The organism is Kitasatospora nipponensis, assembly GCF_039528135.1.
In the GTDB taxonomy this organism is placed as follows: domain Bacteria; phylum Actinomycetota; class Actinomycetes; order Streptomycetales; family Streptomycetaceae; genus Kitasatospora; species Kitasatospora nipponensis.
Map to the genome: position 1 here is coordinate 1 of NZ_BAAALF010000161.1, position 19,360 is coordinate 19,360.

Below are 19,360 nucleotides of genomic sequence, written 5' to 3' on the forward strand. Positions count from 1 at the left end.
CCCCGCCGGCGCCCACCCACGCGGCGCCCACCGTCACCGGCGCCCCGATCACCCCGGGCCTGGCCGCCGGACCGGCCCCGCACGCCGAGCACCACCCGTTCGGCGCAGGCCAGCCGCTGGGTGCCGGCTGGGGCGCCCCGGCCGGCACCCCCGGCTACCCGGGCGAGCACGGCGAGGCGGGCTACCCGGGCGGTCCCGGCGACTACCCGGGCGGCTACGGCGAGCCCGCCCGTCCCCGCAAGCGCCGCGGCGGCCTGGTCGCGATGATCGCCGCGGTCGCGCTGGTGGGCGGCGTCGCCGGTGGCCTGGCCGGCGCCGCGATCCGGGGCGACAACGGCGGCACCACGGTCTCCGCGGGCACCGCCCGCACCAGCACCACCGTCTCCGCCGGGGACAACTCCAAGGCCGTCAACCGCGCCCCCGACTCGGTGGCCGGCATCGCCGCCAAGGCGCTGCCCAGCACCGTCACCATCAAGGCGACGGGCAGCAGCGAGTCCGGCACCGGCACCGGCTTCGTCTTCGACACCGAGGGCCACATCCTCACCAACAACCACGTGGTCGCCCCGGCCCAGAGCGGCGGCAAGCTGACCGTCAAGTTCTCCGACGGCTCCACCTACAACGCCTCGGTGGTCGGCCAGGCCAAGGGCTACGACGTCGCGGTGGTCAAGCTCGACAACCCGCCGGCCGGCAAGCTCGTCCCGCTCCCGCTGGGCGACTCCGACCAGGTCGCGGTCGGTGACACCACCATCGCCATCGGCGCCCCCTACGACCTGGAGGGCACCGTCACCTCCGGCATCGTCAGCGCCAAGAACCGCCCGGTCGCCTCCGGTGACGAGAACGCCACCCAGACCTCCTACATGAACGCCCTGCAGACCGACGCCTCCATCAACCCGGGCAACTCCGGCGGCCCGCTGCTCAACGCGAGCGGCGCGGTGATCGGCATCAACTCGGCGATCCAGTCCAACTCCGGCGGCAGCGGCCAGGCCGGCAGCATCGGCCTCGGCTTCGCGATCCCGATCAACCAGGCCAAGCGGGTCGCCCAGATGCTGATCCAGACCGGCACCCCGGTCTACGCCACCCTCGGCATCCTGCGCAACGACCAGTACTCCGGCGACGGCGCCCAGATCCAGAGCTCCGCCGTCCAGGGCACCGCCCCGGTCACCCCCGGCGGCCCCGCCGACAAGGCCGGACTGAAGGCCGGCGACGTCATCACCAAGCTCGGCGGCGTCCTGATCGACAACGGCCCGGCCCTGGTCAGCACCATCTGGACGCACTCCCCCGGCGACTCCGTCGACGTCGAGTACACCCGCAACGGCCAGACCGCCAAGACCACCGTCGTCCTCGGCAGCCGCAGCGGCGACGCCTGACCCCACCCCACCGAAACCGGGTGCACCGAACCCCCCGGAACCCGTTAGGCTGACCTCCGCCTGGAGAGCTGCCCGAGCGGCCTAAGGGAACAGTCTTGAAAACTGTCGTGGCGTGACCCGTCACCGTGGGTTCGAATCCCACGCTCTCCGCTGGTGGGGAAGACCCTGATCAGAGGGGGTATCGGCCAACTGCCGATACCCCCTCTTTTTCGATTCCGTCTCCCGGACTTCTGCCGATCGGGGGGTGGGCTGCCCGGGCTCGGCGGGGTTCCTTCAGGGGAACTTCAGGTGGCTCTGGGAGTCTGCGGGGCATGAGGACTGATCACATCCGGCCGGTCGAGCCGATGACCCCCGTTCGGCTGCCGGTGAGCAGGGTGCCCCAGGTGACGGTGCTGTTCTGGGTGACGAAGGTGCTGACGACGGGGATGGGGGAGACCACCTCGGACTTCCTGGCCCGTCTGCTGGGGCCGGTGCCGGCGGTGGGGCTGGGCGGGGTGGCGCTGGTGGTCGCGCTGGGGGTGCAGCTGCGGATGCGGCGGTACGTGGCGTGGGTGTACTGGACGGCGATCGTGATGGTCAGCGTCTTCGGCACGATGGCGGCGGACGTGCTGCACGTGGGGCTGGGCGTGCCGTACGCGGTGTCGGCCCCCTTCTTCCTGGTCGCGCTGGGGGCGGTGTTCGGGCTCTGGCGGGTGCTGGAGGGCACGCTGTCGATCCACAGCGTGCACACGCTGCGCCGCGAGCTCTGCTACTGGGCGGCGGTGCTGGCCACCTTCGCGCTGGGCACCGCGGTGGGCGACCTGACGGCGACCACGCTCGGCTGGGGCTTCCTCGCCTCGGGGGTGCTCTTCGCGGTGGCCATCGCGCTGCCGGCGCTGGCGCACTGGAAGCTGCGGATGAACGCGGTGCTGGCGTTCTGGCTGGCGTACGTGCTGACCAGGCCGCTGGGCGCCTCGTTCGCCGACTGGATGGGCGCGGCGCGCAAGTACGGCGGTCTCGGCTGGGGCTTCGGCTGGGTGAGCCTGGCGCTGACGGTGGTGATCGTGGTGCTGGTGGGCCACCTGTCGCGCACCGAGCGGCAGCGGTCCGCGCTCGCCGCGTAGGTCCCGGGCCCGCCACGCGTGGGTCGCCTTCCCAAGCACGCGCCCGGAGCGGCAGAGTGCGGGACGGACGGGTGCGCGCTCGGTGCGTCGCCCGCCGGACCGGAGGAAGGAGTGTCGCCCATGCGTGAGTTGACGGACCGCCTGCTGGAGGGGCTGCCCGCGGCGGCGGTGGTGGTGGACCCGGACGTGACGGCGGGCTACCGGCAGGACATGGCCGGGTTCTGCGCGTCGGGGGAGCCGGCGGTGGTGGTCTTCCCGTCCACCGTCGACCAGGTGCGGCACGTGCTGCGCACCGCCACCGAGCTGCGCGTGCCGGTGGTGCCGCAGGGCGCGCGGACCGGGCTGTCGGGCGGGGCCAACGCCGTCGAGGGCTGCATCGTGCTGTCCCTGGTGGCGATGGACCGGATCCTGGAGCTCGACCCGGTGAACCGGATCGCGGTGGTCGAGCCGGGGGTGGTCAACGCGGTCCTCTCGCGGGCGGCCGAGGAGCACGGGCTGGCCTATCCGCCGGACCCCTCGAGCTGGGAGTCCTGCACCATCGGCGGCAACATCGGCACCGGCGCGGGCGGCCTGTGCTGCGTGAAGTACGGCGTGACCAGTGAGTACGTGCTCGGCCTGGACGTGGTGCTGGCGGACGGCCGGCTGCTGCACACCGGCCGGCGCACCGCCAAGGGCGTGGCCGGCTACGACCTGACCCGGCTCTTCGTCGGCTCGGAGGGCACCCTGGGCGTGGTGGTCGGCGCGACGCTCGCGCTGCGGCCGGCCCCGGCGCCGCAGTTGGCGCTGGCGGCCGAGTTCGCGGACGTGGACGCGGCCTGTGCGGCGGTCTGCGCGGTGATCGAGGCCGGGTTCACGCCCTCGCTGATGGAGCTGATGGACTCGGTGGTGGTCGGGGCGGTCAACCGGCTGGGGCGGATGGGGTTGCCGGAGTCGACCAGGGCGCTGCTGATGGTGGCCTTCGACGGTCCCGAGCAGCGCCGTGAGCTGGCCGAGGTCGGGCAGCTCTGCAAGCGGGCGGGGGCCACCGAGGTGGTCCCGGCCGACGACCAGGCGGAGTCCGAACTGCTGCTCAAGGCCCGGCGGTTGGCGCTGACGGCGATGGACACCCTGGGCACCACGATGGTCGACGACGTGGCGGTGCCGCGCTCGCGGATGGCGCAGATGCTGGCCGGGGTGGCCGAGATCGGCGAGCGCTGCGGGCTGACCATCGGGGTGGTGAGCCACGCGGGCGACGGCAACACCCACCCGATCGTCGCCTTCGACGCCGACGACCCGGAGCAGGTCCGCCGGGCCGAGGAGTCCTTCGAGGAGATCATGGCGCTGGGCCTGCGGCTGGGCGGCACCATCACCGGCGAGCACGGGGTCGGACTGCTCAAGAAGGAGTGGTTGGCCCAGGAACTCGGGCCGGTGGGACTCGACCTTCAAAAGCAGATGAAAGGATTGTTCGACCCCCTCGGAATCCTCAATCCAGGAAAGCTGTTCTGAGCCATTCCGACGCCGGGGTGGGGTGGCGCGGTGGGGTGGCGCAAGCCCGTCAGGTGCGGGCCGGCGGGCGGATCGCGGCAGTTCACGAGGGGTGCCGGATGGCCGAAGAACGACGGCGGAATATCGGCAGATCACGGCCTCGGGTTTAGTCGCCGGACGTCACGCGATCGGGGGAAAAGGCCTGAGGGGTCTGGCGGTTCCCCGGTCGGTCGCGGAATCTGGATCTCGGCGTCGCAGCCAGCAGGAGTCCGTCTGGCCACGAACTCCCGCACCGATTCAGTGACTTCCAGCATGTGGAGGATTTCCATGGCTCGCTTCCGTACTGCCCGTGTGGTCGCCGCTCTTGCCGCCGCTCCGCTCGCCGCAGGCCTGCTGCTCGCCGGCGCCGGAGCCGCCTTCGCCGACAACGGCGCCGGCGCGGACCACGGTTCCAACAGCAGCGTGGTCTCCAACGTCGGCAGTGGCAACCTCTTCGGATCCGTCGACGGCAACTACAACTGGACCCAGCAGACGGCGACCGGATCGGGCGCCTCGAACCAGAACAACACGCTCGGGGTGAAGGACAACTCGGGCTTCGTGTACGCGGATCAGTCCAACAAGAACGTGCACATCGTGTTCGCCCCCGTCATCCGGTGAGCACGGCCCCCGGGGCGGGCGGACCGCCACCGGGGGAGTGCGGTGCAACGTACCGGCGGCGGAAAGGGTCACCGCGCTCCGGTCCGGTGGGCGGTGTCGGCAACGGCACCGCCCACCGGCGTGTCGGCCCGGCGGCTGGGCCGACCGGGTGCCGTGCGCGGGTCCCGGCGGCGTGTCCGTGGCCGGCTGATCCAAATGATCGTCATACCGGCTCAGCATCGGAGGATGGTCCGCTACCTCCGTCCGGCGGCGCTCTCGGCCGCCACCCTCGTGCTGCTGCTGGCCACCGACGGGGCGGCCGTGCCCGGTGGGCGCCTGCGGCTGGAGACGACGGCGAGTACCTCCGCCGCCCGTGACGCCGCCCGTGACGCCGCCCGTGACGCCGCCCGTGACGCCGCCCGTGACGCCACTCGCCCCGCCCGCCCCGACGGCCCGGCCCACCCCGGGGCGCCCGCCCCGCTGCCGCCGCCGACCGTGCTGCCCGACCCCGGTCCGGCCAAGCTGGCGGGCCTGCCCCGGACGGTCTTCACCGGCAGCGGCTTCGACGCCTGCAGCGCCCCGCCGTTGGACGTCATGCGCACCTGGCGCGGCGCCTCCCCGTACGGTGCGGTCGGCATCTACAGCAGCGGCCGGCAGCGGGCCTGCCCGCAGCCGCAGCTGACCGCCGCCTGGGTGCGCCAGGTCCGCGCGCTGGGCTGGCGCCTGGTGCCGATCCACGCCGGCCGGCAGGCGCCGTGCCGCACCGATCTGGAGCGGTCCCGGCGGATCGACCCGGCCCGCGCCGTCCGGCAGGGCCGGGACGAGGCGGCGGAGGCGGTCCGCGCGCTGCGGGCGCTGGGCCTGGGGCAGGGCAGTCCGGTCTACCTGGACCTGGAGTCCTACCCGTCGGGCGACGCGGCCTGCGGACGGGCGGTGGTCGACTTCGCGCTCGGCTGGACCCAGGCCCTGCACGCCGCCGGCTACCGGTCCGGGTTCTACTCCGGCCTCGACTCCGGCGTCGGCGACCTGGCGGCCTGCGCCCGCGCGGGCGCCGCCCCGCTGCCCGACGCGCTCTGGTACGCCCGCTGGGACGACCGGACCAGCACGGACGGGCGCGGCGTCCTCGACGCGGACCAGTGGAGCCGGCACCAGCGCGCCCACCAGCAGGTCGGCAACGCGACCGAGAGCCACGGCGGCGCCGCGCTGCGCGTGGACCGCGACCAGCTCGACACCCTCGTCGCGCGCTGAGTCCCGGAGGCGAGCCCACCGGGCCGCCGTCAGCCCACCGAGCCGCCGTCAGCCCGCCGGGAAGAGCGTGCGCTCCACGTGCTGCGTGTCGGTGTACTCGCGCACCGAGGCGATCCGCCCCTCCCGCACCACGAACACCCCCAGGCACGGGTTGTGGTAGGTCGCCCCACTCGCCGCGGTGCCGTGCGAGAGCCACTCGGCGACCACCTGCTCGCCCTGGGCCAGCACGTTGGTCAGCGTCACACTGGGCGCCCCGCCGGGGGCGAAGAGCCGCCCGGCCCCGCCCAGGAAGTCGTTGACGATCGCGTCGCGGCCCTGCCAGACCCTGGTCAGCGGCAGGTCCCCGGGGTAGCTCCAGGTGGCGTCCTCGGCGAAGCTGTCGGCCATCACCGCCAGGTCTCCGGCGGCCACCGCCTCGACGTAGCGCACCACCACGGCCGTCGGGTCGAGCTCGTTCACGGTCTTCTCCCTCACTCGTGTGTTGACATGACGATCACTTCGAAGAACTCGCGGGGTCGGCCCACGGTTCGTAGCCCACGGCCCGCAGCCCGCAGCCCGCAGCCCGCAGCCTTATCCCACGGTCAGCACGGCGTTCCCCCGCACCCGCCGCTCGCGCAGGTCGGCCAGCACCTCGCCGGTGTGGCTCCAGTCGCGGACCGTGCCGATCTCGGGGTGCAGCCGCCCCTCGGCGGTGAGCCCGACCAGGGTGGCCAGGTCCGGGCCGTCCGGGCCGTCCACGTCGGCGTAGCTGAACTGGCGCAGGGTGGCGCCGGTCGGCCCGCGCAGCAGGTCGAAGAAGTCCAGCGTGACCGGCCGGCGACTGGCCTGGCCGAACCAGATGAGCAGCCCGCGCGGCGCCAGCCGGTCCAGCGCGAGCGGCAGCGCCTCGCCGCCGGTGGACTCCAGGACGACGTCGAAGGGGCCCACCGCGTCCGCGACCCGGTGCACGACGTCGGCCGCGCCGAGCTCGCTCAGCCGCCCGCCGCGCTGCGCCGAGGCGCTGACCGCGGTGACACCGGCGCCGGCCGCGGCGGTCAGCTCGGCGACGTAGTGGCCGACCCCGCCGGAGGCGCCGGTGAGCAGGATCCGCCGGCCCGCCAGGTGCCCGGTGTGCCGGCCGGCGGTGCGCAGCAGTCGCAGCGCGGTCAGGCCGGCGAACGGCAGGGCGGCGGCCTCGACGGCGGTCAGCCGGTCGGGGATCGGGGCCAGCGCGTCGGTCGGGACGGCGACGAACTCGGCCCACCCGCCGGCCGGCGGATGCCCCACCACCCGGCGCCCGACCGCGGGTCCCGACCCGTCGGGCGCCGCCTGCACCACCAGCCCGGCGACGTCCTTGCCGGGCCGCCACCCACCCGCCGGCGGCCGTTCCAACTGGAAGGTCTCGCCCCGGTTCACCGAGTACGCCTCGACCTTGACCAGTACCTCGTTCGCCCGCGGCACCGGCATCTCGACCTCGCCGAGCCGCACCCCGGGCGCCTCACCGTCGTTCTCCCGCGCCGCCAGATAGGCCCTCATCGTGCTGCTCCCCCTCTGCGCCGCGCTGCGGCGGGACCCGTCCGATCCGGCGGACCGCCCTTGGGTGACCAGCAAACCGCCGCCCGCCCGGGCCGGTCCAACAACCGCCGACCGGCCTTGACAACCAACGGTTGTCGGCGAGGATGACGGGTGTGGATCTCGATCTCGCCCAGGTGCGCGCCTTCCTCGCGACCGCCGAGCACCGGCACTTCCGGCGCGCCGCCGAGGAGCTCGCGCTGACCCAGCAGGCGCTCTCCAAGCGGATCGCCCGGCTGGAGCAGGGGCTCGGGGAACGGCTGCTGGAACGCGGCGCGGGCGGCGTGGAGCTGACGGCGGCGGGTGCGCGCTTCCTGGAACCGGCCCGGGCGGCGCTGGCCGCGGCGAACGCCGCCGTGGAGGCGGTGCGCGGCACGGTCCGACCGGTTCGCCTGGACGTCTGGGGGCACCTCTTCGCGCCCCTGCGCACCGTCCGCCAGGTGGTGGACGACCCGGCGGCGCACGGTCCGGCCCCGGTCGAGGTCGGCCTCGGGCGCGATCTCCCCTCGGCGGCCGGTGCGTTGCTGCGCGGCGAGGTGGACGCCGGGTTCGGCCGCCGGTACCCGCTGGGCGAGGGGCGGGACGGGGCGCTGGCGCACCGCCTGGTGCGGCTGGAGCCGGTCGACGCGGTCCTCGGCCCGGACCACCCGCTGGCCGGCGCGGACGCGCTGCGCCCCACCGACCTGCGGCACGGCCGTCTCCTGCTGCCGGCGGCGCTGGACCGGCTGGACTTCCTGCAGCGGTTCGCCGAGCGGTTCGGCGTGGCGGGGGTGGTGGTGGAGGCGAACCTGGGGGTCGAGCACTTCCTGCCCCGGCTGCGTGACGTGCCGGACGGGTTCACCCTGGTGCCGGCCGAGGTCCCGCTGCCGCCCGGCGTGCGCGCCGTGCCGCTGGTGGACCCGACCCCGCTCTACGCCTGGTCGTTGATCTGGCCGCGCGAGCGGCCGCACCCCGGGGTCGCGGAGCTGCTGCGCGGCTTCGTCGAGGTCGGGCGCCGGCACCGCTGGCTGGAGTACCGCCCGGGCCGTGACTGGTTGCCGGAGGCCGACCAGGGTGAGCTGCCCGACCGGCCCTGAGCGGACCGGGCTGAGCTGCTCGTCTCATTCGCCGTGGCCTTGCTGACAACCGGCGCCGTCGGCGACAGAATCGCTGCGGACCACTCGGCTACCGGCAGGTAGCAAGCCGGGCCGGCGCCGGCGGCGGTTGCGGCGCCGGCCCCGGCACCCCGGCCGGCCGGGTCAGCCGAGCGGCCCGCAGGTAGCAGCCCGGTCAAGGAGGACCCGCGTGTTCAGCACCATGCAGGACGTACCACTCACCGTCGCCCGGATCCTGGAGCACGGGTCGACCATCCACGGCCGGGCCACCGTGACCACCTGGACCGAGCAGGGCCCCTCCGTGCGCACCTTCGCCGAGATCGGCGCCCGCGCCGCCCAGCTCGCCCACGCGATCCGCGACGAGCTGGGCATGACGCGCGACAGCGTGCTGGCCACGCTGATGTGGAACAACGCCGACCACCTGGAGGCCTACCTCGCCGTCCCCGCCATGGGCTCGGTGCTGCACACCCTCAACCTGCGCCTGCCGGCTGCCCAGTTGGCCTTCATCATCAACCACGCCGCGGACCACGCGATCATCGTCAGCGGCAGCGTGCTGCCGATGCTGGCCGGTGTGCTGCCGCAACTCGCCCCGACACTGCGGCACATCGTGGTCAGCGGGGAGGGCGACCGCACGCTGCTGGCCGGCTTCGCTGGCACCGTGCACGACTACGAGGAGCTCATCGCCGGGCGGCCCACGACGTTCCCCTGGGAGCGCGAGATCGACGAGCGGCGGCCCGCGATGATCTGCTACACCTCGGGAACCACCGGTGATCCCAAGGGAGTCGTCTACAGCCACCGGTCGATCTACCTGCACTGCCTGCAGGTCAACTCGGCCGCCACCTTCGCGCTCACCCCGCAGGACACCGCGCTGCCGGTGGTCCCGATGTTCCACGTCGGCGCCTGGGGCGTGCCGCACGCGGCCTTCATGTCCGGCAGCAACCTGCTGATGCCGGACCGCTTCCTGCAGCCGCAGCCGCTGGCCACCATGATCGACCTGGTCCGGCCGACCGTCAGTGCCGCCGTGCCGACCATCTGGAACGGCTTGCTGGATGAGCTGGACCACCCCACCGCTCGCGAAACCCCTTACGACACCTCGTCGTTGAGGATGGTCGTGATCGGCGGCTCGGCCTGTCCGCCGGCCCTGATGCGCGGCTTCGAGGAGCGCCACGGGATCAAGGTGGTGCACGCCTGGGGCATGACCGAGACCTCGCCCCTGGGCACCTTCGCCCTTCCGCCGGCCGGGCTCAGCGAGCAGGAGGAGTGGCGCTACCGGATCACCCAGGGCGTCTTCCCCGCCTCGGTGGAGGCCCGGCTGTCCGGCCCCGACGGCGAGCGGATGCCGCACGACGGCGTCTCCGCAGGCGAGTTGGAGGTGCGCGGCCCGTGGATCGCGGGTGCCTACTACGGCGGCGCCGGGCAGGAGCCCGAGCGGCCCGAGGACAAGTTCACCGAGGACGGCTGGCTGCGCACCGGGGACGTCGGCACCATCACGCCCGACGGTTTCCTCACCCTCACCGACCGCGCCAAGGACGTCATCAAGTCCGGTGGTGAGTGGATCAGTTCGGTCGAGCTGGAGAACCACCTGATGGCCCACCCGCAGGTCGCGGAGGCCGCCGTGGTCGCCGTCCCGGACCAGAAGTGGGGCGAACGCCCGCTCGCCACCGTGGTGTTGCGCCCCGGTGCCACGGTCGACCTGGCCGCCCTGCGGGCCTTCCTGGCCGAGCGGGTGGCCTCCTGGCAGCTGCCCGAGCGCTGGGCGCTGGTCGAGGCGGTGCCGAAGACCTCGGTCGGCAAGTTCGACAAGAAGGTGATCCGCGCCGCCTACGCCGCCGACGAGTTGGCCGTGACGGTGCTGGGGAAGTAGCCCTCGGCACAACGACGCCGAGCCCCCCCCCCCCCCCCCCCCCGGGCCCCCCCCCCGCCGCACCCGCGGCGGGGGCTCGCTCGCTTGCTCGTGCGGCGGCCGGGCTCAGCCCGCCGTCTCCACCTCGCCCAGGGCGCCGATCCGGCCCAGCAGGTCGACGATCCGGGACTGCACGTCCGCGCTGGTCGAGCGCTCGGCGAGGAAGAGCACCGTCTCGCCGGTCCGCAGCCGCGGCAGTTCGGCCGGGTCCAGGTCCATCGAGGTGTAGACGACCAGCGGGGTGCGGTGCAGCCGGTCGTTGGCCCGCAGCCAGTCCAGCAGGCCGAGCCGGCGGCGGCGGATCTGCAGCAGGTCCATCACCACCAGGTTGGGCTGCACGCTGCTGGCCTTGGAGACCGCGTCGTTCTCCGAGACGGCGTGCTCGACGTGCATGCCGCGCCGCTCCAGGCTGCTGGTCAGCGCGGCGGCGATGTCCGGGTCGCCCTCCACCAGCAGGACCCGCGCCGCGTGGTTCTCGCTGTCCCGGGGGGCCAGCGCGCGCAGCAGCACGGCCGGGTCGGCGCCGTAGGCGGCGTCCCGGGTGGCCTGGCCCAGGCCGGCGGTGACCAGCACCGGCACCCGGCTGTTGAGCGCGGCGGTGCGCAGCGACTGCAGGGCGGTGCGGGTGATCGGCCCGGTCAGCGGGTCGACGAAGAGTGCGGCCGGGTAGGCCGCTATCTGCGCGTCGACCTCCTCGCGGGAGCGGACGATCACCGGACGGTAGCCGCGGTCCTGCAGCGCCTGCTTGGTCGACGGGTCCGGCTCGGGCCAGACCAGCAGGCGGCGCGGGCGGCCGTCGGCGGCCGGGGTCACCATCGTCGGGTAGTCCGGGTACTCGGGGACCCGCGCGGCGGCCTCGGCGGCGCCGGCGGGCAGCGCCGGGTCGTCCTCGCCGGAGAGCCGGGGCAGCCGGGCGTCGCTCTGCGAGGAGGCGTCGACCCCGTGGCCGGGGCCCGCGTGACCCGGTCCCGCATGACCAGTACCGCCCTGCGCCCCCTGGGCGGGGGCCAGTTCGGCGATCGGGCGCGGTGCGACCCGCTGTTCGAGGGCCGCGTCGCCCGGCAGAGCGGGTGCGGGTCGCACGGGCGCACCGGGGCCGCCCGGCGCGGCAGCCGGGGCCGGGGCGGGGAAGGCCGCGGGGAAGGCGCTGGCGAAGCCGGAGGGCCGAGGCGGCGTCAGCTCGCCCAGACCGGTGCCGACCGGCACCTGCTGCGGCGCCGCGGGGGCGTTCGGGCCGCCGGGCAGCGCCGGGGCCGGTGACTGGGCCGGAACGGTCGCGGGCAGGACGGCGGACTCGGCCAGCGCGAGCGCGGCCGACGGCGCACCGGTGCCGGCCGTGCCGTGGTCGGCGCTCCCGTGGCCGGCGCCGGCGTCGCCCGGTCGGGGCGGCTCCAGCGCGATGGGGCCGTTGCCCCCCTGGGAGGGCGGGCCCTGCTGCCCGTCGGGTCCGGCCGGGATGCCGAGCCGGCGCCGGCGTCCGGTGGGCTGCTGGTCCGGGGCGGCCGCGGCGCCCTCGGCGTCCGGCGCCGAGGGGTAACCGGCCGTCGGCGGCTGCGCGGGGATGGGCGGCAACGCGTGTTCGAGACCGGGGTAGACCGGTGCGCCGGGGTCGGGCAGGCCGGGCAGGGCCGGCAGGCCCGGGGAGTGGGACGCCTGCGCGGGCACCGGTAGGGCTCGCCTGCGGCGGGCCGGTTGCTGCGCGCCGGGTGCCTCACCGGCCGGGTCCTGCGGCCCGCCCACCGGCACCGGCGCCATGCCGTCACCGTGGCCGGCGGGCCCGCCGGGTCCCAGCGCGAAGGGGCCGCGGGCGGGCTCGGGACGCTCCGGGCCCGGGCCCGACGCGGGGCCGTCCGCGGGGTCGGAGGGGCCGGGGCCGAGCGCGATGGGACCGAGCGCGGTGCCCTGCTGCTCGCCGCCCTCGGCGCGGGCCAGCGCCCGCCGCCCGCCGGTCCGCCCGCCTGACGGGCCCTCGGCCGCCACGGCGTTCCCGCCCTGACCGCCCTGACCGCCCTGACCGCCCTGACCGCCCTGACCGCCCTGGCCGATCCCGCGCCCCTCGCTGCGGTCGTCCGCACCGGCGGCCTGCTCCGGCCCCCGGCCCGCCCGCTCGCCGGCGGGCGCCGCGGGGCCGGGACCGGCCATGCCCGGCAGGTCCGGCAGCACCGCGGTGTCCGTCTCGCGCCGCGGCGGGGTCCAGCGGCAGCTCCACGACGTAGGTGGTGCCCGCGTGGTTGGGCAGTTCGTGCGGCTGGAGGACCCCGGCGTGCCGCTCGACCAGACCGCGCGCGATCGGTACGTGCACCCGGCTGCCGCCGCGGCCCGGGCCGCGCACCTCGATCCGGGCGACGTCGCCGCGCTGCGCCGCGGCCAGCACCAGCATCGGCGGCTGGCCGCCCGCGGTGCCGTCCGAGCCGGGCGCGCCGGCGTCGCCGTGCGCGGCGGACAGCGTCGTGCCGCTCACGTCGGCCACCAGGTAGGCCAGCGCCTGGGCGAGCCGCTCGTGGTCGGCGGTCACCTCGACGGGCGCGGCGTGCACCGAGAAGCGCAGCCGTCCGGGGCCGGTCAGCTGGGTGGCGTACTCCACCGCGCCGGCGATCAGCTTGTCGAGCGTGGTCTGCGTGCGGTCCAGCCCGTCCGCGCTCTCGCGCGGTTCGCGGCCGGCCTTCGGGTCGGGTCTCTCGGCGCCGTCACGACCCTCGCGCCCCGACGCGCCGGCCCCGCCCGTGCCGGCCCCGCCCGTGCCGGCCCCGCCCGCGGTGGCCCCGCCGGTGCCGGTGCCGGCCGCGCTGTCGGCGCCGTGCTCGAAGCTCTGGTGGGCCAGTACGCCGTCGATCAGCAGGCCGAACCGCCGGCAGTCGTCGGCCAGGGCCCGCAGCGTCCAGTTGGCCTCGGGCCAGAGCTGGCCCGCGGGGTCGCCGGCCAGCGTGTCGATCCGTCGCCGCAGCGCGGCCAGCGCGCCGCTGACCTCGCTCTCCAGGACCGCCGTCAGGTGGTCGACCCGGGCGGTGAGGGCCAGCTCGCGGGTGCGGTCGGTGAAGGTCATCACCGCGCCGACCAGCTGGTCGCCGTCGCGCACCGGAGCCGTCGTCAGGTCGACGGTGACCGCGCGGCCGTCCTTGCGCCAGAGCGTCGCGCCGCGCACCCGGTGCTTGCGGCCGGAGGAGAGGGTGTCGAGCAGCGCCGACTCCTCGGCGGCCAGCGGCGTGCCGTCCGCCCGCGAGTGCTGGACGAGCGGGTGCAGTTCGCGCCCGCCCAGCTCGCTGGCGCGGAAGTCCAGGATGTGCGCGGCCGCCGGGTTGACCAGGACGACCCGGCCCTCCAGGTCCACGCCGAGCACGCCCTCGGCGGCGGCGCGCAGGATCATCTCGGTCTGCTTGTGCTGGCGGCGCAGCTCCGCCTCGACGCCGAGCCGGCTGGACAGGTCGCGCACCAGGAGCAGCAGCAGGTCACCGGGGCCCGAGCCGGTGCGCGGGCTGTCCCGGTAGGGGTCGTAGGGGACGAGCGGGGAGAGCGCGTAGCCGCGGCCCTCGCTGCTGTTCTCGTCCGCGAAGTCGTTGCCGGACACCTCGACGGGGAACGTGCTGCCGTCGGTGCGGCGCGCGGTCATCCGCACCGGCTTGTCGGCCTCGTCCTGGTCGCGGGGCGCGGGACGCATCGAGCCGGGGATCCGGCTCGGGTCGAAGTCGGGGAGCAGGTCGAGGACGCCCATCCCGACCAGGGAGGTGCCGGGGGCCTGCAGGCTGCGCACGGCGGCGTGGTTGGCGTCCACCACGGTGCCGTTGCTGTTGACCAGCAACAGGGCGTCCGGGAGGGCGTCGAGTATCGCGGCGAGGCGAGCAGCGCCTCGGATCGGCCTGCTGCTCACGTCGACAGGTCTCCTCACGACTTACGACTTGCGGCTCGCGTACTGCTCGCCGGGCGGCTCCGGGGGTTGGAGTATCCCATTGTTTTTGCCGAGAGGACGACCGGCCTAGTAACGTTGTCAGCGGTTGGTGCCAGGGCCCAAGGCTGTGGCATCATCACCTGCACGCGGACTTCGCCGGCAACGGCCTGGTCCAAGTGGATGGAGGCTTCGCCTAGTCCGGTCTATGGCGCCGCACTGCTAATGCGGTTTGGGTTTTACCGCCCATCGAGGGTTCAAATCCCTCAGCCTCCGCCTCACCAGGGGCCCCGCCGACTTCGGTCGGCGGGGCCCCTGGCGTTTCGTCCCCCCGGGGGCGCCGCGAGGCCGGCGGACCGCGGGGGCGGAGCCCGACAGGGCCGCCCGAATCAATGGATTTCACCCCAGGTCGGCGGTCATGTAATGTTGTCCCCGCACCGCCCCGGTGGGTAGAACCGCCGGAGCGAGCGCTCATAGCTCAACGGATAGAGCACTTGACTACGGATCAAGAGGTTGCAGGTTCGAATCCTGCTGAGCGCACCGCGAAGACGAGGCCCCAGGCTCCGGCCGGGGCCTCGTCGCTTGCGAAGTGCGCGGAGGGTCCGCCCGGTATCGGGTAGGCTGTCCAAGCAGTCCGCAGGGTGGTTCCGACCGCTCTGAGGGCGCTCATAGCTCAACGGATAGAGCACTTGACTACGGATCAAGAGGTTGCAGGTTCGAATCCTGCTGAGCGCACCAGTCAGACCGAAAGCCCCTCCTCGGAGGGGCTTTCGGCGTTCCGGGGCCACCCGCCTGAGCCCGCGTCCGGCTCGGTCAGCTCGGCCAGGCGGCGGTGCGCAGGGCGCGGCTGAGGGTGGAGGGCAGCAGTCCCAGGGCCAGCAGCCCGGCGAGGACGGCCAGCGCGGTGCCCGGCGCCACCCGGTCCAGCAGCAGGCCGCTGCCCATCGTGCCGGCCGGGAGCCCGAGCATGACGGTGGTCATGGTGACGGCGATCACCCGTCCGCGGACCGCGTCGGGCACCTGCTGGAAGATCAGCACGTCGACCATCACGCGCAGCGCGGGCATCGCCAGGTTCATCGCGGCCAGGGCGAGGAAGACCACGACCGGCCCGCCCGGCAGCAGCGGGGCCAGCATCAGCGGCACGCAGAGCCAGGCGGCGGCCAGCAGCAGCCGGCCCGGGCCGGCCAGCCGGTGCAGGTGGCCGACCAGGAAGGTGCCGGCGATCGCGCCGACCGCCTCGCCGGCCAGGGTCAGGCCGATGCCCGCGGTGGAGCCGCCGCGGTCGCGCAGCAACACCATCACGGTCAGCGTCATGGCCGCGCCGACCAGGTTGAGCACGACGGCCGCACCGAGGGTGGCCCGCAGCAGCGGACTCTCCCGCAGCGGCCGGAACCCGGCCCAGGCGCTGTCGGAGCGGGCGGTGCGAGCGCCGGCAGGGGTCGGCCGCCCGTCGTAGCGCACCGCGCAGACCGCCGTGAAGGAGAGCAGCGAGCCGATGGCGGTGCCCAGGAAGGGCACCACCCGCCCGAGCGCGAGGAGCAGCCCGGCCAGCGGCGGGCCGGCCAGCGCGGCGGCGTTGCCGCGCAGCTCGTCTTGGGCGAGCGCCTGGCGCAGCTGGGAGGTCGGCACCACCGCGCGCACCGCCAGGGTGCGCACCGGCCCGCCGTACGCGGTGGCGGCCCCGATCACGGCGGCGACCAGCAGCGCCTGCGGCACGCTGAAGTGACGCAGGGCCAGTGCCACCACCGAGCTCACGGCGGCCAGGCAGCGCACCCCGTCGGCGGCCAGCAGCACCCGCCGCCGGTCCCGGCGGTCGGCCACCGCGCCGCCGTGCAGCCCGAAGGCCACCGAGGTGGCGAACTGCACCGCCCCGAACGCGCCGGCCAGGGCGGGCGAGCCGGTCATCGTCAGCAGCAGGAGCGGATAGGCGGTGTCGGCCAGCCGCGAGCCCAGCAGCGAGCAGGCCGAACCGGCCCAGAGCAGTTGGAAGCGACGGTTGCGGCGCAGCGGCGGGTCGTCGGGCGGGTGGATCGCCGGGGCGGTGACGGCCTCGGTGGCGTCCGTGGGCATGGCGGTTCCTTTCTCCCCATGGAGAGCATTCACTATCTCGTGAATGATGACCTGAAGGTGACCGCTGCCACAAGGCTGAACCGTGCGAAACTTGGCGGGTGGCGGACTCGACGACGGACCCAGCGACCGACCCGGTGCCCCCGTTCGGGGCGGCCGACCGGGTGGTGGACGACGTCGCCACCCTCAAGGCGCTCGCCGACCCGCTGCGGCTGGGCATCCTCAACACGCTGCACCGCTACGGGCCGCAGCCGCTGACGGTCAAGGAGATCGCCGCCGTGCTCGGCGAGCCGCAGACCAAGCTCTACCGGCACGTCAAGCAGCTGGAGAAGGCCGAGCTGATCGCGGTGGCCGGCACCCGGCTGGTCTCCGGGATCGTGGAGAGCCGCTACCAGGCCTGCCAGGAGGGGCTGCGGCTGTCGGGGCAGATCTTCGCGGCCGACTCGCCGGACCGGCCGGAGGCGCTCGCGGCGATGCTCGCGGCCCTCGACACGGTCCGCGCCCAGTTCGAGCGCGACTTCCTGAACGACCGGATCGACTACACGCCACCGCGCGACGGTTCGGCGGGCATGGCCGGGATCTTCGCGCACTCCGGCTTCCGGCTGCGCCCCGAGCGGGCGGACCGGCTGCGGGCGGCGATCCGCGCGGCGCTGGCGGAGGCCGCGGCCGACGAGGTGGGCGCGGACGACGAGGGCGACGCGGTCGAGCTGGTCCTCTTCACCCTCCTGTACGAGGCCAAGCCCCCGACCGGGTGAGGGCCGGTGCCACCGTACGGGTGGTCCTGCCGCGCGCCGTCGAAGTGGTCGTCGTGACGCGGCGTTAGATCGTGATTCCTTCTTGTCACATCGTGTGCACTGGAGGGTCTCATGACCGCGAGATGGCCACGGGTACGCCGCCACCCCCGAGGAAGCCGCCGGTCGTTCGCGGTCGCCTCGATCCTGGCGCTCGGACTCACGCTCGGCTGGCTCCCCGCCGTCTCCCTGGCCCAGCAGTCGCCGGACGGCTGGTCGGCCGAGCACCGCGCGGTGCTCCGCTCCGGCCTGGCCGTCGACCTCGACTTCGAGGCGGTCCCCGGGGTCAGCGCGCAGGCGGCGGACGGATCGCTGGGCGACGGCGGTCAGAGCGGCGCGCCGTCCGGCGGCACGGACCGCCAGCCCGCGCCCTCCTACGCCGACGGGGTGCGGCCCGGCGCCCCCGCGCAGACCTTCCGGCTCACCGAGGACCGCCCGCAGGCCGACGGCGCCTGGCGCACCCTGGGCACCCTCCAGCTCACCTTCTCGCGCCCGGTCCGCAACCCCCGCCTGCACGTCAGCGGGCTGGCCGCCACCGCCACCGGCCCCGGCGGCAGCACCTCGACCGCCGTCCGACTGGCCGTCACCGGCGGCAGCCCGGCCGGGCCCGCGCTCACGGCCCGCTCGCCGTGGCACGGCTGGACGGTGGCCGGCGGCGCGCTCACCCCCGACGGCGGTGCCGACGGCGGCGCGGGCGGCAGCGGCGGCGCCGGGCTGGACCCGGCCGGCACGCTGGAGCTGGACGGCACCTTCGACACCGCGATCTTCCGCGTCGAGCAGCGCACCACCCCCTCGCCCGGCAGCACCACCCCCGCCCCGGCGCTGCGCCAGGCCTTCACCGTGACGCTGGACGAGACCCTCGGCAGCGCGCCGCAGGACTACGGCAACGCCTCGCACGTGGTCTCCGACCTCTTCCTCGGTGCCGACGCGGCGAGCCCGGCCCCCGGACCGACCAGCGGGCGCCGCGGCACGGTGCCGGCGCCAGCACCGCCGGAGATCCAGCCCGGCCGGGTCGAGCACCTCACCAACGACCCGACCGTGCTCTTCCCGCGAGAAGCGGCGATCGGCGACTACTACGACGTGACCGTGCCGGTCAGCACCGACGGTGGCGCCGCCACGCTGGCCGGCTGGATCGACTTCGACCGCAACGGCCACTTCGACGCCAGCGAGCGGGCGCAGGCGGACCTGCTGCCCGGTGCGACCAGCGCGACCCTGGAGTGGATCGTCCCGCCGGACGTCTCGGCGGGGGACACCTGGGCCCGGCTGCGGATCGCCCGCGACCCGGCGCAGGTGGTCTCGCCCGACGGCTTCGCGGACGCCGGCCAGGTCGAGGACCAGTCCGTGCGGCTCGCGGTCGGCGCGGCCAAGCCGGAGCTGGTCAGCCCGGTGGCCGGGTCGGAGGTCGGCGACGCCCGGCCCGAGTTCCGCGGCGACGCCGGGGTGCCCGGCGCGAGCGTGCTGGTACGGGAGGGGACGGTGACGCTCTGCCAGGCCCGGGTGGCCGCGGACGGCGGCTGGTCCTGCCGCAGCGGCGCCGCGCTCGTACCGGGCGGACACACCGTGCTGCCCGTCGAGACCACCAGCGGCGGCGTGCTGCTGACGGGCGATCCGGTGCGGATCACGGTGAACACGACGCCGCCGCCGGCGCCGGTGTTCACGCTGCCCGAGTTCACCAACGACCCCGGCCTGCTGCTCACCGGCACGGGCGGGGCCGGCAGCACCGTCGCGGTCACCGACACCGCCGGCGGGGAGCTGTGCCGGACGGCGGTACGGGCCGACCGGTCGTGGTCCTGCCTGCCGGTGGAGGAGCTGGCCGAGGGCGCGCACGTCCTGACCGCCACGGCGGTGGACCCGGCCGGCCACCGCACGGCGGGCCGGGCGACCACGCTGGTGGTGGACACCGTGCCGCCCGCCGCGCCGATGATCACGCTCCCGGGGCCGGGCGAGGAACTGCGGGTGTCCCGCCCGCGGCTGGCCGGCCGGGGCGAGCCGGGGGCCGCCGTGACGGTGGTCTCCGGGGCGGACGGGGCGCTCTGCGGGGCGGTCGTGGCGGTGGACGGGAGCTGGACCTGCGGCGCGGTGCGCGACCTGGGGCCGGGTGACCAGCTGCTGACCCCGACCGCGACGGACCGGGCGGGCAACGCCACGGCGGGCACGGCGATCCGGGTCCACGTGGCGCCGGGCGCGGTGGTGACGAGCCCGGCGACGCTGAGTGCGAGTGCGAGCGCTTCGCCGACGCCGACGCCGACGCCGACG

The 19,360-nt window shown here is 75.2% G+C and carries 12 protein-coding genes, 4 tRNA genes and 2 pseudogenes; 13 read left to right on the plus strand and 5 right to left on the minus strand.

The annotated features are described in order from the left end of the window. The 6 genes from ABD323_RS31130 to ABD323_RS31155 form a co-directional block, all read left to right on the plus strand. A partial coding sequence (locus ABD323_RS31130; RefSeq protein WP_344445383.1) for a S1C family serine protease occupies positions 1-1,367 on the plus strand: 1,367 nt, incomplete at its 5' end. 62 nt (positions 1,368-1,429) lie between these two features. After that, positions 1,430-1,517: transfer RNA gene (locus ABD323_RS31135), tRNA-Ser, on the plus strand. Between the two features lie 275 nt (positions 1,518-1,792). Then, on the plus strand, positions 1,793-2,470 hold the full coding sequence (locus ABD323_RS31140) for a COG4705 family protein (RefSeq protein ID WP_425556215.1): 678 nt from the start codon (positions 1,793-1,795) through the stop codon (positions 2,468-2,470). Between the two features lie 120 nt (positions 2,471-2,590). Beyond that, entirely contained in the window at positions 2,591-3,955 is a 1,365-nt protein-coding gene (locus ABD323_RS31145; RefSeq protein WP_344445385.1) for an FAD-binding oxidoreductase, read from the plus strand. A gap of 306 nt (positions 3,956-4,261) precedes the next feature. After that, complete coding sequence (locus ABD323_RS31150; protein WP_344445386.1) at positions 4,262-4,591, plus strand: hypothetical protein; 330 nt, start codon at positions 4,262-4,264, stop codon at positions 4,589-4,591. 225 nt (positions 4,592-4,816) lie between these two features. Further along, a complete protein-coding gene (locus ABD323_RS31155; protein WP_344445387.1) occupies positions 4,817-5,818 on the plus strand; it encodes a DUF1906 domain-containing protein in 1,002 nt (333 codons plus the stop codon). A gap of 48 nt (positions 5,819-5,866) precedes the next feature. Here ABD323_RS31155 and ABD323_RS31160 read toward each other — a convergent pair whose 3' ends face one another. Continuing rightward, on the minus strand, positions 5,867-6,277 hold the full coding sequence (locus ABD323_RS31160; protein ID WP_344445388.1) for a nuclear transport factor 2 family protein: 411 nt from the start codon (positions 6,275-6,277) through the stop codon (positions 5,867-5,869). Positions 6,278-6,388: 111 nt separating this feature from the next. Then, on the minus strand, positions 6,389-7,333 hold the full coding sequence (locus ABD323_RS31165; RefSeq protein WP_344445389.1) for a zinc-binding dehydrogenase: 945 nt from the start codon (positions 7,331-7,333) through the stop codon (positions 6,389-6,391). 152 nt (positions 7,334-7,485) lie between these two features. On the opposite strand from ABD323_RS31165, the gene ABD323_RS31170 reads away from it, so the two are divergent. Together ABD323_RS31170 and ABD323_RS31175 are read left to right on the plus strand one after the other, a co-directional pair. Beyond that, the gene (locus ABD323_RS31170; RefSeq protein WP_344445390.1) at positions 7,486-8,445 is read left to right on the plus strand and encodes a LysR family transcriptional regulator; all 960 of its coding nucleotides are present in this window, start codon (positions 7,486-7,488) and stop codon (positions 8,443-8,445) included. A gap of 208 nt (positions 8,446-8,653) precedes the next feature. After that, positions 8,654-10,327: a long-chain fatty acid--CoA ligase gene (locus tag ABD323_RS31175; protein WP_344445391.1), complete on the plus strand. Its 1,674-nt coding sequence runs from the start codon at positions 8,654-8,656 to the stop codon at positions 10,325-10,327. Between the two features lie 105 nt (positions 10,328-10,432). Here ABD323_RS31175 and ABD323_RS46105 read toward each other — a convergent pair. Together ABD323_RS46105 and ABD323_RS46110 are read right to left on the minus strand one after the other, a co-directional pair. After that, positions 10,433-11,158, minus strand: a pseudogene (locus ABD323_RS46105) (response regulator); the annotation flags it as partial. Positions 11,159-13,151: 1,993 nt separating this feature from the next. Then, positions 13,152-14,231 (minus strand): annotated as a pseudogene (locus ABD323_RS46110) (PAS domain-containing protein); the annotation flags it as partial. Positions 14,232-14,431: 200 nt separating this feature from the next. Here ABD323_RS46110 and ABD323_RS31190 point away from each other — a divergent pair. The 3 genes from ABD323_RS31190 to ABD323_RS31200 all read left to right on the plus strand — a co-directional run bounded on the left by ABD323_RS31190 (position 14,432) and on the right by ABD323_RS31200 (position 14,984). Then, positions 14,432-14,522 (plus strand) — tRNA-Ser (locus ABD323_RS31190). 191 nt (positions 14,523-14,713) lie between these two features. Further along, positions 14,714-14,786 (plus strand) — tRNA-Arg (locus ABD323_RS31195). Between the two features lie 122 nt (positions 14,787-14,908). After that, positions 14,909-14,984: transfer RNA gene (locus tag ABD323_RS31200), tRNA-Arg, on the plus strand. A gap of 75 nt (positions 14,985-15,059) precedes the next feature. Here the strand turns inward: ABD323_RS31200 and ABD323_RS31205 are convergent. Continuing rightward, on the minus strand, positions 15,060-16,316 hold the full coding sequence (locus ABD323_RS31205) for an MFS transporter (RefSeq protein WP_344445394.1): 1,257 nt from the start codon (positions 16,314-16,316) through the stop codon (positions 15,060-15,062). Positions 16,317-16,414: 98 nt separating this feature from the next. Here ABD323_RS31205 and ABD323_RS31210 point away from each other — a divergent pair, with 98 nt between their 5' ends. Beyond that, a complete protein-coding gene (locus tag ABD323_RS31210) occupies positions 16,415-17,068 on the plus strand; it encodes an ArsR/SmtB family transcription factor (RefSeq protein ID WP_344445395.1) in 654 nt (217 codons plus the stop codon). 111 nt (positions 17,069-17,179) lie between these two features. After that, a partial coding sequence (locus ABD323_RS31215; protein ID WP_344445396.1) for an Ig-like domain-containing protein occupies positions 17,180-19,360 on the plus strand: 2,181 nt, incomplete at its 3' end.